This window comes from Streptomyces sp. TLI_55 (genome assembly GCF_900206255.1).
Lineage (GTDB): Bacteria > Actinomycetota > Actinomycetes > Streptomycetales > Streptomycetaceae > Streptomyces > Streptomyces aquilus.
This window is the reverse complement of record NZ_OAOJ01000001.1, coordinates 1,181,300-1,197,125: the sequence shown is the minus strand read 5'-3', so window position 1 is coordinate 1,197,125 and position 15,826 is coordinate 1,181,300. Positions and strand designations below refer to the sequence as shown.

15 protein-coding genes are annotated in these 15,826 nt (G+C 71.2%); 7 read left to right on the top strand and 8 right to left on the bottom strand.

Annotated elements, in window-relative coordinates; translation table 11 throughout:
* Positions 1 to 12 precede the first annotated feature (12 nt).
* From CRP56_RS05635 to hypE, 3 genes are read left to right on the top strand one after another with little or no spacing between them, the layout of a single operon-like run.
* Positions 13 to 318, top strand: coding sequence for a HypC/HybG/HupF family hydrogenase formation chaperone (locus CRP56_RS05635; protein WP_097260851.1), 306 nt, complete (start codon positions 13 to 15; stop codon positions 316 to 318).
* The gene (hypD, locus tag CRP56_RS05630) at positions 318 to 1,445 is read left to right on the top strand and encodes a hydrogenase formation protein HypD (protein WP_097260849.1); all 1,128 of its coding nucleotides are present in this window, start codon (positions 318 to 320) and stop codon (positions 1,443 to 1,445) included. Before CRP56_RS05635 ends, hypD begins: the two co-directional genes overlap by 1 nt.
* Positions 1,438 to 2,517: a hydrogenase expression/formation protein HypE gene (gene hypE, locus CRP56_RS05625; RefSeq protein ID WP_097260847.1), complete on the top strand. Its 1,080-nt coding sequence runs from the start codon at positions 1,438 to 1,440 to the stop codon at positions 2,515 to 2,517. The genes hypD and hypE overlap by 8 nt, the downstream gene beginning before the upstream one ends.
* Before the next feature lie 58 nt (positions 2,518 to 2,575).
* On the opposite strand, the gene CRP56_RS05620 is transcribed toward hypE, so the two are convergent.
* Complete coding sequence (locus tag CRP56_RS05620) at positions 2,576 to 2,950, bottom strand: hypothetical protein (protein WP_097260845.1); 375 nt, start codon at positions 2,948 to 2,950, stop codon at positions 2,576 to 2,578.
* A gap of 325 nt (positions 2,951 to 3,275) precedes the next feature.
* Here CRP56_RS05620 and CRP56_RS05615 point away from each other — a divergent pair, with 325 nt between their 5' ends.
* Together CRP56_RS05615 and CRP56_RS05610 are read left to right on the top strand one after the other, a co-directional pair.
* Entirely contained in the window at positions 3,276 to 3,587 is a 312-nt protein-coding gene (locus CRP56_RS05615; protein ID WP_097260843.1) for a transposase, read from the top strand.
* The gene (locus CRP56_RS05610) at positions 3,584 to 4,309 is read left to right on the top strand and encodes a hypothetical protein (RefSeq protein WP_257040017.1); all 726 of its coding nucleotides are present in this window, start codon (positions 3,584 to 3,586) and stop codon (positions 4,307 to 4,309) included. Before CRP56_RS05615 ends, CRP56_RS05610 begins: the two co-directional genes overlap by 4 nt.
* 161 nt (positions 4,310 to 4,470) lie before the next feature.
* Here the strand turns inward: CRP56_RS05610 and adh are convergent, their stop codons facing one another.
* The 6 genes from adh to xylB all read right to left on the bottom strand — a co-directional run bounded on the left by adh (position 4,471) and on the right by xylB (position 12,093).
* Entirely contained in the window at positions 4,471 to 5,994 is a 1,524-nt protein-coding gene (adh, locus tag CRP56_RS05605) for an aldehyde dehydrogenase (protein ID WP_097260841.1), read from the bottom strand.
* A 77-nt stretch (positions 5,995 to 6,071) separates the two neighbouring features.
* Positions 6,072 to 7,337, bottom strand: a complete 1,266-nt coding sequence (locus CRP56_RS05600) for a GAF domain-containing protein (protein WP_097260839.1) — start codon at positions 7,335 to 7,337, stop codon at positions 6,072 to 6,074.
* A 148-nt stretch (positions 7,338 to 7,485) separates the two neighbouring features.
* Entirely contained in the window at positions 7,486 to 8,091 is a 606-nt protein-coding gene (locus tag CRP56_RS05595) for an N-acetylmuramoyl-L-alanine amidase (protein ID WP_097260837.1), read from the bottom strand.
* 44 nt (positions 8,092 to 8,135) lie between these two features.
* Positions 8,136 to 9,149 (bottom strand): acetamidase/formamidase family protein, encoded by a 1,014-nt coding sequence (locus tag CRP56_RS05590; RefSeq protein WP_097260835.1) that lies wholly within the window; start codon positions 9,147 to 9,149, stop codon positions 8,136 to 8,138.
* A gap of 233 nt (positions 9,150 to 9,382) precedes the next feature.
* Positions 9,383 to 10,591: an ROK family transcriptional regulator gene (locus tag CRP56_RS05585; protein WP_097260832.1), complete on the bottom strand. Its 1,209-nt coding sequence runs from the start codon at positions 10,589 to 10,591 to the stop codon at positions 9,383 to 9,385.
* Positions 10,592 to 10,656: 65 nt separating this feature from the next.
* Positions 10,657 to 12,093, bottom strand: a complete 1,437-nt coding sequence (gene xylB, locus CRP56_RS05580) for a xylulokinase (protein WP_097260830.1) — start codon at positions 12,091 to 12,093, stop codon at positions 10,657 to 10,659.
* Positions 12,094 to 12,232: 139 nt separating this feature from the next.
* Between xylB and xylA the strand changes: the two genes are divergently transcribed.
* Together xylA and CRP56_RS48245 are read left to right on the top strand one after the other, a co-directional pair.
* On the top strand, positions 12,233 to 13,399 hold the full coding sequence (gene xylA / locus CRP56_RS05575; RefSeq protein ID WP_097260828.1) for a xylose isomerase: 1,167 nt from the start codon (positions 12,233 to 12,235) through the stop codon (positions 13,397 to 13,399).
* A 466-nt stretch (positions 13,400 to 13,865) separates the two neighbouring features.
* Entirely contained in the window at positions 13,866 to 14,462 is a 597-nt protein-coding gene (locus tag CRP56_RS48245; protein WP_257040016.1) for a hypothetical protein, read from the top strand.
* Here CRP56_RS48245 and CRP56_RS05565 read toward each other — a convergent pair whose 3' ends face one another.
* On the bottom strand, positions 14,463 to 15,803 hold the full coding sequence (locus tag CRP56_RS05565) for an esterase-like activity of phytase family protein (RefSeq protein ID WP_097260826.1): 1,341 nt from the start codon (positions 15,801 to 15,803) through the stop codon (positions 14,463 to 14,465).
* Between the last annotated feature and the right edge of the window lie 23 nt (positions 15,804 to 15,826).

The window sequence follows — 15,826 nt, the reverse complement described above, 5'->3', positions numbered from 1 at the left end:
GAGGAGAGGCTCATGTGCCTGGCCGTACCCGGCAGAGTGCTGGACATCGAGGAACGGGACGGCACCCGGATGGCCACCGTCGACTTCGGCGGCGTGGTCAAGGAGGTGTGCCTGGAGTATCTGCCCGACCTCCAGGTCGGCGAGTACGCCATCGTCCATGTCGGATTCGCCCTGCAGCGGCTGGACGAGGAGTCGGCGCGCCAGACACTCGAACTCTTCGCCGAACTCGGCCTTTTGCAGGAGGAGTTCGGCGACCCCTGGGAAACGGCGGCGGCGGAGGCGGCAGGCTCGGAACCGGTGGAAGAGGTGCAAAACTAGTGAAGTACATCGACGAGTTCCAGGACCCGGAGCTGGCACGCCGGCTCCTCGACGACATTCACGCCACGGTGACCAGGCCGTGGGCCCTGATGGAGGTGTGCGGAGGGCAGACGCACAGCATCATCCGCCACGGCATCGACCAACTCCTGCCGGAGGAGGTCGAGTTGATCCACGGACCCGGCTGTCCGGTGTGTGTGACTCCGCTGGAGGTCATCGACAAGGCTCTGGAGATCGCCTCCCGACCGGAGGTGACCTTCTGTTCCTTCGGTGACATGCTGCGTGTGCCGGGCACCGGACGGGACCTGTTCCAGGTCCGCGGAGAGGGCGGTGACGTGCGCGTCGTCTACTCACCGCTCGACGCGCTGCGGATCGCCCAGCAGAACCCGGACCGCGAGGTGGTGTTCTTCGGCATCGGCTTCGAGACGACCGCACCCCCCAACGCCATGACGGTCCATCAGGCCCGGAAGTTGGGCATCCCGAACTTCAGCATGCTGGTGTCCCATGTCCGCGTACCGCCCGCCATCGAGGCCATCATGTCGTCGCCGAGCTGCCGGGTGCAGGGCTTCCTCGCGGCCGGCCATGTCTGCAGCGTCATGGGCATGGGGGAGTACCCGGAGCTGGCGGAGCGCTTCCGGGTGCCGATCGTCGTGACGGGCTTCGAGCCACTGGACATCCTCGAAGGCGTGCGCCGTACCGTCCAGCAGCTGGAACGCGGTGAGCACACCGTCGACAACGCCTACGCCCGTGCCGTTCGCGCGGAGGGCAACCCGGCCGCCCGGGCCATGCTGGAGGACGTCTTCGAGGTCACCGACCGCGCCTGGCGCGGCATCGGGGTGATCCCACAGAGCGGCTGGCGGCTGGCACCGAAATACCGCGCCTACGACGCCGAGCAGCGCTTCTCCGTCGAGGGCATCCGCACGCAGGAGCCGGCCGAGTGCCGCAGCGGAGAGGTCCTGCAGGGACTGCTCAAGCCGCACGAGTGCGAGGCCTTCGGCACGCTGTGCACGCCTCGTACACCGCTGGGGGCCACCATGGTCTCCAGCGAGGGAGCCTGCGCCGCGTACTACCTCTACCGGCGGCTGGACATGCCCGCCACCAAGGTCCAGGAGGCGACCCCCGTTGTCTGACACCACCGATCTCCCCGTCCCCGCCCTGGACGTCGAGGCGTGGACGTGTCCGGCGCCGCTGCGGGACCGGCCGCGTGTCGTCATGGGTCACGGCGGCGGCGGAGTGCTCTCCGCCGAACTGGTCCAGCAGATCTTCGCTCCCGCTTTCGGGGGCGAGGTGCTCGCCCAGATGGGTGACGCCGCCGTCCTCTCCCTGGGCGGCGCCCGGCTGGCGTTCTCGACGGACTCGTACGTGGTGCGGCCGCTGTTCTTCCCCGGTGGCAGCATCGGAGACCTGGCGGTCAACGGCACCGTCAACGACCTCGCCATGAGCGGTGCCCGCGCCGCCTACCTCTCCTGCGGATTCATCCTGGAGGAGGGCGTCGAGCTGGACGTGGTCACCAGGGTTTCCGAGGCGCTGGGGGCGGCCGCGCGCACCGCCGGTGTGGAGGTGGCCACCGGGGACACCAAGGTGGTGGAGGCCGGCCACGGCGACGGGATCTACATCAACACCGCGGGGATCGGTCTCGTCCCGGCGGGCGTCGATCTGCGTCCTCAGCGGGTCGTCCCCGGCGACGTCGTGATCGTCAGCGGCGCCATCGGTGTCCACGGGGTGGCGGTCATGAGCGTACGCGAGGGCCTGGAGTTCGGGGTGGAGATCAAGAGCGACTGCGCGCCGCTCGGGGGCCTGGTCGACGCCATGCTCGCCGTCACCTCTGATCTGCACGTCCTGCGCGACCCCACCCGAGGCGGCCTGGCCGCCTCACTCAATGAGATCGCGCAGGCCTCCGGCACCGGGGTGGTCATTCGGGAACGCGACGTCCCGGTCCCGCCGGCCGTGGCCAACGCCTGCGCCATTCTCGGACTGGACCCCATGTACATCGCCAACGAGGGCAAGCTCGTGGCCTTCGTCCCGCGCGAGCACGCCGAAGCGGTCCTCGCCGCGATGCGAGCCCATCCTCTGGGCGCGGACTCCGTGATCATCGGTGAGGCCGTGGAGGGGCATCCCGGCATGGTGGTGGCACGGACCGGCCTGGGCGGGACGCGGGTGGTCGATCTGCCGATCGGGGAGCAACTTCCGCGGATCTGCTGACAGGGGTGTGTCTCGCCGGGGAACCTGTCGTCCGGGCCCGATCGGAGGGTTGATCCGGTCAGCGCCCGGACGGCGGATCCTGTGGGTCCACGCCGGTCTTGGCGGCAGCGTCCTTCGTGCCGCTGGGGCGCTGCGAGCGGCCCTTGCGTCCGGTGTCGCGCCTGCCCTTCTCGTCCACGTCGCCGTACTCCTCGCCGCTTGCGTTCGGGCTCTCGACCGTGTCACCGGGGACGGACTTCGTCTCCTCGGCGGACTTCGTCCGGCCCGGACCGCGCTTGCCGGCGTGCTCGGCGCGGAAGGAGCGTTCGGCGCTCGGGTTGTCCTGCTGGCGGGTCTCGTCCACGTCGGGTGACCAGCCGTGATGTTCGATGTCCTGGTGTCGGCTGGGACCCCTTCCGTGCGGTGGCTCGGACGAACGTGGTTTCTTCGACATGGTCGGATCCGCCTTTTCAAGGTCAGTGGGGGGACACCGGTGACGACGGTCCCAAGTTACGTAAATTATCCCACTTTGCACAATCTTAGGCATTTCATGACTATTCCGGCGCTGCCGCGGAAGTCGGGCTGCCGAACCGCGACAGACGCCCTTCACGGCGATCTGAAAGAAGCCCCGTTTGCCGGTCACGGTTGTGGATCCTTTCTCTCGAGGCGGGGAGTGTTAGGCGCGAACCAGCCACGGCTGCCGCTCGGCATCGGGACTGCTGCAGGGTTGGGTGACACCTGATCTGGCTCGCTGAGAGACGGGCTGGAAGGATGTCGCAATGCCCAAGCCGTATCCGAAGGAGTTCCGCGAGGACGTCGTGCGGGTCGCGCGCAACCGCGAGCCCGGCGTCACCCTGGAGCAGGTCGCCGCTGATTTCGGCGTCCACCCGGCCTCGTTGACGAAGTGGATCCGACGTGCGGAGGCCGAGGAACGCGGTGAGCCGGGCCCGGCCGCAGATCCTGGCTCCGCAAGGAGTGAGTCGGCTGAGCTGGCCGAGGCCCGCAAGCGGATCAGGCTGCTGGAGCAGGAGAACGAGGTACTGCGCCGGGCCGCGGCGTATCTGTCGCAGGCGAATCTGCCGGCAAAATGATGTACCCGATCGTCCGCGAGCCGGCCGCCGCCGTCGCCCCTCGTCGGGTGCCGGTGGCGGTGACGTGCCGGGTGCTCGGGCTGGCCCGCCAGCCCTGCTACCGGTGGCTGAAGTCCCCGGTCACCGACGCCGAACTGACCGAGGCATACCGGGCCCACGCGCTGTTCGACGCGCACCGCGACGACCCGGAGTTCGGCCACCGCTTCCTGGTCAACCTTTCGGGGGGCGTCGTCACCTCAGGCAAGGAGTGGACGGACGGTGGCTCGGTGCACGAGGTGCACTCCCTCAAACGCCGCGCGGCTACCGCAACCCGGCCTGTGCCCATCCCGCCGCAGTTCGTACGCATGCTCCACGCGCACATCGAACGCTTCGGCGTGGCGCCGGACGGCCGCCTGTTCCGGGACCAGGTCGGCAACTACGTGGACGCAGCTGCATATGGCACAACGTGGGCGGGGGCACGGAAGTACGTCCTGACCCGTACAGAACTCGCCTCCAAGCTGGCCAAGCGGCCCTACGATCTCCGGCACGCCGGGATCTCGTTCTGGCTGTACTCCGGTGTGGACCCCGCCGAGTGCGCTCGTCGCGCGGGCCAGAGCATTGAGGTCCTCTTCCGCCACTACGCCAAGTTCCTGGACGGCGTCCGAGAGCAGGCCAACCGGCTCATCGAGCAGTCAATGCAGGAGTGGGACCGCGTCAGCCAGGGCGCGGGATCTGAAGGGTGAGTCGGGGTTTGGTCCGTGACTGGTCCGGAAGCAGTGGTCAGGAGCGGGACAACGGTGGGATGAACTGGGAGTTATGACGCAAGTCGATCCTTGTTCCTGGCCGGCCGAGGGGAAGGCGCCTGGCGGGCAAAAGTCCAGGTCAGGCGCCTTTTTTCGTGCCTCTAGAAGAAGCCCAGCTTCCGCGGCGAGTACGACACCAGCAGGTTCTTCGTCTGCTGGTAGTGCTCCAGCATCATCTTGTGCGTCTCGCGGCCGATGCCCGAGCCCTTGTAGCCGCCGAACGCCGCGTGTGCCGGGTAGGCGTGGTAGCAGTTCGTCCACACCCGGCCCGCCTGGATCGCGCGGCCCGCGCGGTACGCCGTGTTGACGTCCCGGGTCCACACGCCGGCCCCGAGGCCGTAGAGGGTGTCGTTGGCGATCTTGATGGCGTCGTCGAAGTCGTCGAAGGAGGTCACCGAGACGACCGGGCCGAAGATCTCCTCCTGGAAGATCCGCATACGGTTGTCGCCCTCGAAGATGGTCGGCTGGACGTAGTAGCCGCCCTTCAACTCCCCGTCGTGCTCGATGCGCTGACCACCCGTGAGGACCTTCGCGCCCTCCTGCCGGCCGATGTCCAGGTAGGAGAGGATCTTCTCCAGCTGGTCGTTGGACGCCTGGGCGCCGATCATCGTGTCCGTGTCGAGCGGGTGGCCGGTCTTGATCAGCTCGGTGCGGGCGACCGCGGCCTCCATGAACTCGGCGTAGTGCCCGCGCTGGACCAGCGCCCGCGACGGGCACGTGCACACCTCGCCCTGGTTGAGGGCGAACATGGTGAAGCCTTCGAGCGCCTTGTCGCGGAAGTCGTCGTCGGCCCTCCAGACGTCCTCGAAGAAGATGTTCGGGGACTTGCCGCCGAGTTCGAGGGTGACCGGGGTGATGTTCTCCGAGGCGTACTGCATGATCAGCCGGCCGGTCGTGGTCTCGCCGGTGAACGCCACCTTCGCCACCCGCGGGCTGGACGCCAGCGGCTTGCCCGCCTCCACGCCGAACCCGTTGACGATGTTCAGCACGCCCGGCGGCAGCAGGTCCGCGACCAGGCTCAGCCAGTAGTGGATGGACGCCGGGGTCTGCTCGGCCGGCTTCAGCACGACCGCGTTGCCCGCGGCGAGCGCCGGCGCGAGCTTCCAGGTCGCCATCAGGATCGGGAAGTTCCACGGGATGATCTGCGCCACCACCCCGAGCGGCTCATGGAAGTGGTACGCCACCGTGTCGTCGTCGACCTCGCCGAGCGAGCCCTCCTGCGCGCGGATCGCACCCGCGAAGTAGCGGAAGTGGTCGATCGCCAGGGGGATGTCGGCGGCCAGCGTCTCGCGCACCGGCTTGCCGTTCTCCCAGCTCTCCGCCACGGCCAGCGGTTCGAGATGGGCCTCCATACGGTCGGCGATCTTGAGCAGGATGTCGGAACGCTCGGTCACCGACGTCCGCCCCCAGGCCGGCGCCGCCGCGTGCGCCGCGTCGAGCGCCCGCTCCACGTCCTCCGCCGTGCCCCGTGCCACCTCGGTGAACGGCTGCCCGTTCACCGGCGACGGGTTCTCGAAGTACTGCCCGCGGGCCGGGGGCACGTACTCGCCGCCGATGAAGTGGTCGTAGCGTGCCTGGTAGGAGACGATCGCGCCCTCGGTGCCGGGCGCCGCGTAACGGGTCATGCTGCTCTGCCTCCCTGCGAAGCGCTGCCCGCCGTTGGGCAGCTCTCGGCGCGAGGCTAGGCAAGCGGACGTTGCAACTACGTTGCCGCCGGCCGCCGCCAGGCGAGCTCGGACTCCAGGGCCGCGAGCCGGGCCCGCACCGCCGCCGTCGGCCGCGCCGCCGCCAGTGCCCGCCATACGTCGAAGTCGTCCTCGCCCCAGGGCGTGTGCACCCAGTCCGCCAGCAGGTCGGGGTCGCAGCGGGCGATCAGCGCCGCACGGAGCCCGTCGGCGAGCCGCTCCCGCAGCCGCACCACCGCCGGGGCCTGAGAGGAGGGCAGCAGCGGACCGGAGTACGCCGTCGCCGCGGCCGTCACCGCGCCGGTCTCCAGCCGCCGCTCCACCACGGCCACGTCCGACTCGACCGGCACCGTGAGCCGGTACGGGCGTGACTCCAGCAGCCCCGGCCCGAGCACCCGGCGCAGCCGCGCCAGTTCGGCCCGGAGCGTCACCGGCGTCACCGACTCGTCCTCGTACAGCGCGCACAGCAGCTCGTCGCCGGTCAGCCCCTCCGGATGGCGGGACAGCAGCACGAGGAGCTCGCTGTGCCGGCGGCTGAGCCGGACCGAGCGCCCGCCGACCAGCAGCCGCGCCTCGTCCCGGCCCAGCGCGCTGAGCTCCGCCAGGTCGGTGGCCGGCATCTCCGGCGCGAGCAGCGCCAGGTGGGACTCGGCGGCCCGCGCCACCGCCTGCACGAACCCCAGGCTGTGCGGATGAGCGAGCCCGTTCCCGCCGGTGATGTCGACGGCACCGAGCACCCGGCCCGTGCGCGGATCGTGCACCGGGGCCGCCGCGCAGGTCCACGGCTGCACCTGCCGGATGAAGTGCTCGGCCGCGAACACCTGCACCGGCCGGTCCACGGCCACCGCCGTACCCGGCGCGTTCGTCCCGACCGCGGTCTCCGCCCAACGCGCACCCGGCACGAAGTTCATCCGGTCCGCCCGCCGCCGGGTCGACGCATGCCCCTCCACCCACAGCAGCCGGCCGTGCGCGTCGCACACCGCGAGCAGATGCTCGCCGTCCGCCGCGAACGTGCCCAGCAGTTCACGGAACAGCGGCATCACCCGCGCCAGCGGATGCTCGGCCCGGTAGGCACCCAGGTCGCCGTCCAGGAGCTCCACGCTCGGAGTGGCGTCCGGACCGACGCCGGCCCGCGCGGAACGCCGCCACGAGTCCGCCACCACCGGACGCACCGGCCGCGGCACGGTACCCCCCTCGGTGAACGTCTCGTGCGCCCGGCGCAGCATGCGCACGTGCTCGGCAGGGTCGGCCCCCGGCTCCAGGGCCACCCACGGATCGGTCAACTGGGCCTCCCCGACAGGCGATGCGGCTGCTGCCATCGTCACTCCCGGTACGCGCGCGGACAACCGTTTCGACCGCAGTCACTCGAACGACGTCATGGGCGAAGGACGTCACGAGCGAAGCGCGTCACGGGCCAACGCGACGTCGGCGTCATGGGACGGCCTGTTCGACCGCTCTCAGGTAGCGCCCCCAGTCCCAGTACGGCCCCGGGTCGGTGTGGTCCGTGCCCGGCACCTCGTAGTGACCGATGATGTGCGCCCGGTCGATCGGGATGCCGTGCCGGACGCAGATGTCCGCCGTGAGCGCCGCCGACTGTTCGTACAGGGCGCCGGTGAAGTACGCCGGCCGGTCCACCCACCCTTCGTGCTCGATGCCGATACTGCGCGTGTTGTACTCCCAGTTCCCCGCGTGCCAGGCGATGTCGGCCTCCCTGACGCACTGTGCGATGTTCCCGTCCCGCGAGCGGACCACGTAGTGCGCGGAGACCTTCTTCGCGGGGCTTTGGAACACGCCCAGGGTCTTGCGGTAACTGGTCTGCGTGACATGGATGATCACCAGGTCGACCGGGCGGGGCGTGCGGCGGTCCGCGGTGGTGAAGTTCGCGGAGGTCGCGGGCTGCCATTCGGCGGTGGAGTGGTCGACGGCGTGGGTCTCGGCGCCCGCCGGCGGGTCGGGCAGCAGGGCGTACGGGACGGCCGCGAGGGCGGCGCCCTTGAGTAATCGGCGTCTGCTGGGCAGAGGTCTTGCCCGTTCCATGGTCGAAGAGCCTTTCGATGGTCCGGTGTTGATCGAGACGCGGCTCAGGCGAGCAGGGTTGCGGCCGTCTCCCGGAGTCGCGCGTGCACGCCTCGGTGGGTCTCCCGCGCGGGCAGCCACTCCTTGCGGATCTTCGCCACGCACGTGTAGTTGGTGTCGCACACGTTGGCCAGCGGCGACTCGACTGCCTGGGTGGCGAACTGGTACGCGTCCAGCTCGCTGAACCCGTAGTCCCGCACCAGCCACCGCACCAGGTCGAGCTGGGATATTCGGAACGCGTCCTCCAGCGGGCGTGCCGACCCCGTCGAGATGATGTGGGTGTCCGACTCGATGCGCGGCCAGGGTGTGGCGAGACCCTTCAACAACTCGACGATCACCACCGTGTTCATCGCGCACTCGACGGCGACCCCGCAGGTCTCGCCCTCGCCCTGCCGGGCGTGCCCGTCGCCGAGGCTGAGCAGCGCGCCCTCCACGTTGACCCCGAGATAGCAGGTGACGCCGGCCCGCATCTCCGGTGTGTCCATGTTCCCGCCGTGCGCGTCGGGCACCAGCGCCGAGCGGACCTCCAGATTGGCCGGAGCCACGCCCACCGTGCCGTGCATCGGGTCCATGGGCAGCTCGACCTCGATGTCGCTGTCGCGCGCCCGGAACAACGCCGTGCGACGTGTCCGGTCCAGCTGCCAGATCCACACCGTCTCGGGGAGCGGCGGTTGGAGGGTGGCCGTGGTGTGCGTGGAGGTGAGCGCGCCGAACAGGGGGACCGTGGTGGAGGCGGCCCAGTCCCTTGCCGGTTCGATCGACACTAAGTGCACGGCGACCGTGTCGCCCGGCTCGGCGCCCTCGATGTGGAAGGGGCCGGTCTGCGGATTCAGGAACGGGAACTCGCACACCTCGGACACCAGGTCCTTCTCGGACCGTACCCGGCCGGCGAAGCAGTCCTCGGTGTACAGGTCGAGGACCGTACCGGGCGCGATCCGCGCCACGGGTGGGACGCCGCCGAACGTCCAGGCGTACTCGCCCGGTTCGGGTCGGACGGTGAGGATCCTGGGCTCGCTCATTGCTGCACTGCTCCGTTCTGCTCAGGGCCCGCTGTCATGGCGGGTGCGCCTCGCGTGAATCAAGGTACGGCGCGGGCGGGGTGGGCAGAAGGGCGCGGTGGGTTTCGGTGGACGACGCCTGATCTGTGGATATCTTGATCACCCACAGGGGTGAAGTGGGCCTCAATTCAAGGCTCTTCGGACAATGGCCGCCCGTGGGATCAGGCCTGTTCGGCCAGGGAGCGCCCGTGGAATCAAGCCCGTTGCGCCACCGAGGCCGGGTCGTCCAGCACCCCGCGCACCACCGAGTGCGCGGCACCCAGCAGCGGTCCCTCGGGACCGAGCCGCGACACCGACACCGGACAGGCGGGGCCCGCGGTACGCCGGTCCAGCTCGGCCTCCAGCGCGGGCAGCAGCCAGGGCGCGAGCCCCGACAGCGCGCCGCCGAGCACGACGCTCTCCGGGTCCAGCAGGTTCACCGCCCCCGTCAGCGCCACACCGAGCGCCGCCCCCGCCTCGCGCAGCGCACGCCGTACGGCCTCGTCACCGTCGGCGGCCCGGCCCGCGAGGAGCCCGACCCGGTCCTCGCCCGGTTCGAGCCCGGCGGCCCGCAGCACCGCCTCCTCACCGGCGTACTGCTCCAGACACCCGCGCCCCCCGCACGGACACAGCGGACCCTCCGGCTGCACCGGCACATGCCCCAGCTCGCCCGCGAAGCCGCGGGTCCCGCGCAGCAGACCTCCGGCGACGACGAGCGCCGCACCGATACCGATCTCCGCCGACACATGGAGGAAGTCGTGCGGCGTGGCGTCCCCGAGCCACAGCTCCGCGAGCGCGCCGAAGTTCGCCTCGTTGTCCACGGTCAGCGGGTATGTGGAGGGCAGCAGGGCGCCGAGGTCGATGTCGTGCCAGTCGAGGTTCGGGGCGCGCACGACGGTGCGGGCGTCGCGGGCGACCAGCCCCGGCACGGCCACCGCCAGCCCCGCCGGCCACAGCCCCTCGTCCTGCGCGTCGGCGACGACCCGGTGCACCAGCTCGGTCAGTTCCTCGATCACGGGTCCGGGGGCACGGCCGCGGTTCGCCACGTGCCGCTCGGCCCGGGCCCGCACTCTTCCGCGCAGGTCGACCGCACAGACCGCGAGATGGTCGACGCCGATCTCGGCGCCGATCCCGGCGGGGCCGTGCCCGCTGACGGCGAGGGCGGACCCGGGGCGGCCCACCCGGCCCGGCCGCTCGGGTCCGAGCTCCTCCAGCAGGCCGGAGCGTATGAGCTCGTCGACGAGGCTGGACACGGCGGCGCGGGTCAGCCCGATCCGGGAGGCGACCGCGGCACGGGACAGCGGGCCCTCGGCGCTGACCGCGTGAAGCACCCGGGCCAGGTTGCGGCGCCGCATGCCCTGCTGGGTGTCGGGCAGCGCGCGCCCCGGACCGGCCGCGTGGGTGTCGTGCAGCGGTGCGGTCATGCCTCCCTCAGTCCCTCAGTCCCTCAGTCCCTCAGTGACTCAGTCCTCGGTCATCGGTGTGCTGCTCAATGACCGCCCGCCAGCAGCGGAGCCGCGTCGGAGAGTACCCCGGAGATCCTCGCCATCGTCGCCTCGTCCCGCTCCACGGCCTCCAGCACCGGACCGGCGGTGGTGTTCCAGCGCCGGGCGACCGCGGCCGGGTCCTCGCCGGTCAGCAGGCCGGCGGCCTGCGCGGCGGCGCCGAGCGCGACCAGCTCCTTGGCCTCCGGGATCTGCACGGGACGCCCCGACAGCCGTCGTACGGTCTCCTGCCAGGCCCGGCCCCGGGCGCCGCCGCCGATCAGCAGCAGCGGCGTCGAACGGTCCGCGTCCTCGTCCAGGACCAGGTCGAGCGCGCCGAGGAGCGCGTGCACGGCACCGTCGTAGGCGGCCTGGAGCAGCTGGCCGCCGGTGGTGTCGTGGCGCAGACCGTGCAGCAGGCCCGAGGCGTTCGGCAGGTTCGGGGTGCGCTCGCCGTCCAGGTACGGCAGGAGCGTGACGTCGGAGGTGGGCTCCACGGCCTCGCGGTCCAGGCCGAGGAGGGCGGCGACGCGGTCGACGGCGAGGGTGCAGTTCAGGGTGCAGGCCAGCGGCAGCCAGTCGCCGTGTGCGTCGGCGAAGCCGGCCACTGTGCCGGTCGGATCGGCGGGGCGCCGCTTGGACACCGCGTACACCACGCCCGAGGTGCCCAGGCTCAGTACCGGGGTGCCGGGGCGCAGGCCGAGGCCCAGGGCTGCGGCCGCGTTGTCGCCGGTGCCGGGGGCGACCAGGGTGCCCTTGGAGAACGGCAGGTCATGGCTGTCGCGCACGGTGCCCGCCACCTCGCCGGGGCGGACCACGCGCGGGAGGAGCGCCGGGTCGAGGCCCACGTGGGCGAGGATCTCGGTGTCGTACGACTCGGTCGCCGACGCCCACCAGCCCGTGCCGGAGGCGTCGCCGCGGTCGGTCGTGCCCTGGCCGGTGAGGCGCTCGGTGAGGTAGTCGTGCGGGAGGCGCACCGACTTCGTCGCGCGGATCGCGTCCGGTTCGTGCTCGGCCAGCCAGGCCCACTTCGTGACCGTGAAGGACGCGCCCGGCACGCTGCCGGTGCGCTCCGCCCAGGCCTTGGGACCGCCCAGCTCCTCGATCAGCCGCGCGGCCTGCGGCGCCGAGCGGACGTCGTTCCACAGCAGGGCCGGGCGCACCGGCTCGCCCCGCTCGTCCAGCGTGACCAGGCCGTGCTGCTGGCCGCCGATCGACACCGCCGCGGCCTCGTGCGCGGCGTCGCCGCACTGGCGCAGCGCCTCGCCCAGGGCGTCCCACCACTGACGCGGGTCGCTCTCGCGGCCGGCGCCGGACGACACGGTGTGCGGCGCCTGACCGCTCGCGACCACCCGGCCGGTCGACGCGTCGACGACCAGCGCCTTGGTGGACTGCGTGGACGTGTCCACGCCGACGACGAGCGGACCCTCGGCAGCTGACATCGGGTTTCTCCCTCATGTGCGGCGTGTCTCCCTCTGGAGACATCTTGTCTCTTCCCTGAGACGCGTGTGCATACTAATTTGTAAACCGCCATGACGAAATAGTCGTGGAGAGCAGTCGTCAGCGAGTAGGAGCCGCGGCATGAACTACCAGCCCACCCCCGAGGACAGGTTCACCTTCGGCCTGTGGACCGTCGGCTGGCAGGGAAGGGACCCGTTCGGCGACGCCACGCGGCGTGCCCTGGACCCTGTCGAGACCGTGCAGCGCCTGGCCGAGCTCGGCGCCCACGGTGTGACCTTCCACGACGACGACCTGATCCCCTTCGGGTCCTCGGACAGCGAGCGCGAGGGTCACATCAAGCGCTTCCGGGAGGCCCTCGACGCCACCGGCATGAAGGTGCCGATGGCCACCACCAACCTCTTCACGCATCCGGTCTTCAAGGACGGCGGCTTCACCGCGAACGACCGTGACGTGCGCCGTTACGCGCTGCGCAAGGTCATCCGCAACATCGACCTGGCGGTCGAGCTCGGTGCCGAGACCTACGTCGCCTGGGGCGGCCGCGAGGGTGCCGAGTCCGGCGCCGCCAAGGACGTCCGCGTGGCCCTGGACCGCATGAAGGAGGCCTTCGACCTCCTCGGTGAGTACGTGACCGAGCAGGGCTACAACCTGAAGTTCGCCATCGAGCCCAAGCCGAACGAGCCCCGCGGCGACATCCTGCTCCCGACCGTCGGCCACGCGCTGGCGTTCATCGAGCGCCTGGAGCGCCCCGAGCTCTACGGAGTCAACCCCGAGGTCGGCCACGAGCAGATGGCCGGGCTGAACTTCCCGCACGGCATCGCGCAGGCCCTGTGGGCGGGCAAGCTCTTCCACATCGACCTCAACGGCCAGTCCGGCATCAAGTACGACCAGGACCTCCGCTTCGGCGCGGGCGACCTGCGTGCCGCCTTCTGGCTGGTCGACCTCCTGGAGAGCGCCGGTTACGCGGGCCCGAAGCACTTCGACTTCAAGCCGCCGCGCACCGAGGACCTCGACGGCGTCTGGGCGTCGGCGGCGGGCTGCATGCGCAACTACCTGATCCTCAAGGAGCGTTCGGCCGCCTTCCGTGCCGACCCGGCGGTCCAGGAGGCGCTGCGTGCCGCGCGTCTGGACGAGCTGGCGCAGCCCACGGCGGCGGACGGCCTGAAGTCGCTGCTCGCCGACCGCACCGCGTTCGAGGAGTTCGACGTGGACGCGGCCGCCGCGCGCGGTATGGCCTTCGAGCAGCTCGACCAGCTGGCGATGGACCACCTGCTGGGTGCGCGCGGCTGACCCGTGCGCGTGCGCACGTCATGAACGCACGCGCGCGTGGACCCGCGGCGCATCTGCCGCCGCCGGTTTTGTCAGGCACGCGCGCGTGTAGGGGCGGTCGGCCTCCGCACGGAATACTCCGGAATCATGCCGTCCATGGCATGAGTCGGTATCAACTTCCGTGCGGGGGTCGCGCCCTGCCCGCTTCGCGGCGACTCTGGACGGTATGGCCATGCCGCCCGTACCGCCTCAGCCGCCCGGGCCGCCGGGTGGCACTCCGCCGTCCGGCGGCGGTTTCGGACCGCCTCCTGAGGGCTTCGGCCCCGGGTCAGGAGGGGGCTACGGGCCACCCGGAGGGTACGGCCCTCCTCCCGGAGGCAACGGCCCGCCCTCCTACGGGGGATGGCAGCCGCCTCCGCCGGACCCGCCCGAGGGCCCGGGCGGGCGGCGCGGTCCGGGACGCAACCCGCTGTTCATCCTGCTCGGCGTGCTCGCGGTGGGCGCCGCCGTGGCCGCCGTCGTCCTGATGGGGGCCGGAGGGGACGACTCGCCCGACGACAAGCCCACTGCCAGCGCGAGCAGTTCACCCCGCCCCACGCTGAGCCTGCCGAGCGAACTGCCCAGCAAGCTCCCCAGCGAGGTGCCCACGCGGCTGCCGTCGCAGTTCCCGACCGAGCTGCCGAGCGAGTTCCCCAGTGGTCTGGAGTCGCTGATCCCGTCCCTGGCGGCCGACGAGGTGCCGTACTACCTGCTCCAGGCGGGCGACTGCTTCGACACCGACGCCGCCCGGCCCGGACAGGCCGCCAAGCGCTCCTGCCGGGAGCCGCATGACGCCGAGGTCGTGAAAGTGACGGAGCTGGAAGGCGACTACGCGAGCGACAGCGCCCTGAAGAAGGCCGCCTCGGACCTGTGCGAGCAGATCCTGGACAGCAAGGCGGAGAGCCAGCCCGAGGACACCGTGCGCGGCACCCTCGTGCAGTACCCGGACACCACCGGCTACCGGGTCGGCATCGACGACGTCGCGTGCAGCCTGGCTGCCGACACGGGTGTCGGCAGCCGAAAGCTCACGCAACCCTTGACGTGATCAGATCCCGCGCGGCAGCCGCACGTACGTCACCGTCGTCTCCACACCGCTGTCGACCAGCCGGCCCTGCGCGTCGAACGCGCCCGCGCCGTCGGTCATCCCGAAGTCGTTGTCGTTGATCAGGGCGAGCGTGTCGTGGTCCACGCGCGCGATCCCCTCGATCTTCCCGGGCACCCCGTGGACGGTCCCCAGGTCGACGACGAGACGCTTGCCGAGCACCGGCACCCCCGCGGCGGCCGGGTCGTCGAGCTGCTCCAGCGACGGGGACGTCGTGTCGTCGTCCCAGGCGCCGCCGAGGATGTCCGCGTCCCGCTCCAGGCGCACGAGTTGGAGCCGCGCGGCTTTGTCGGTGCGCTCCTCGACCAGCAGCCGGTCGCCGCCGACGGCGACCACCGAGGAGATCTTCAGCTCCGAGGTGTCGTCCTCGCTCGGGTCGACGACGTTCACGGGGTCGAACCGGTACGCGTACTCGGCCGTGACGGCCTTCTTCTTCGGCGAGAACCGCAGCAGCCGGGTCGTGCGCGACGCCTCTCCCGCGGCGGTGTCCGGCAGCGACAGCGGGCTCTGCACCGCAATCACCAGGTCGCCGCACGGGAGTTGGGCGAGCCCCTCGAAACCGCGGTTGATCTTCCGGTGCAGCAGCACGGAGGGCAGCGCCTCGACCACCGGGTAGTCGGTGCCGGTGAGGTTCAGCCCTTGGGGCACGTACCGGGTGAGCACCTTCCCGCGCGCGGAGACGTGCACGAGACTCGGCCCGTACTCGTCCACGAGCCAGAAACTCCCGTCCGCGGCCCGCACGACGCCCTCGGTGTCCAGCCCGTTCGGGTCGTACGCCAGCCGCGTCCGGGCGTCATAGGTGTACGGCGCCTCGTCGCGCCCTTCCTGGTCGGGCAACCCGGTGACGGGCTTGCCGAACGAGGTCGTGATCGGGATCGCGTCCAGCACCTCGACGGTGTCCCCGGACACCTTGATCCGCACGATCGCCGGGTCGAAGGCCGGCACGGGGAACGTGCGGCGCTTCTTGCCGTCGATCTTGATCTGGCCGTTGGGGCCGCGGTCGGTGACCGTCCAGAACTCACCTCTGCGGCCTGCCGGGTAGAGGTCGCTGCCGATGCCGCCGAGGTCCACGCCCCGGTCGTCGTCCACCGTGCCGGGCAGCAGCGTGTTGCTGAAGGTGCCCAGCGGGATGTCCCCGAGAGTCGCGGTACGCGTCACGTGCGCCGCCTCGGGCGCGGCACCCTCGGCGGGGGCGGCCGCCACGAGCGCGGCCAGCACGGCGAGGGGCACGCCCGCCGCGACGGAACGGTGGACGCGGCGCCGGCCGGTGGCATGCGGGGACATCAGGCCTCCTGTGAACAAGTGTG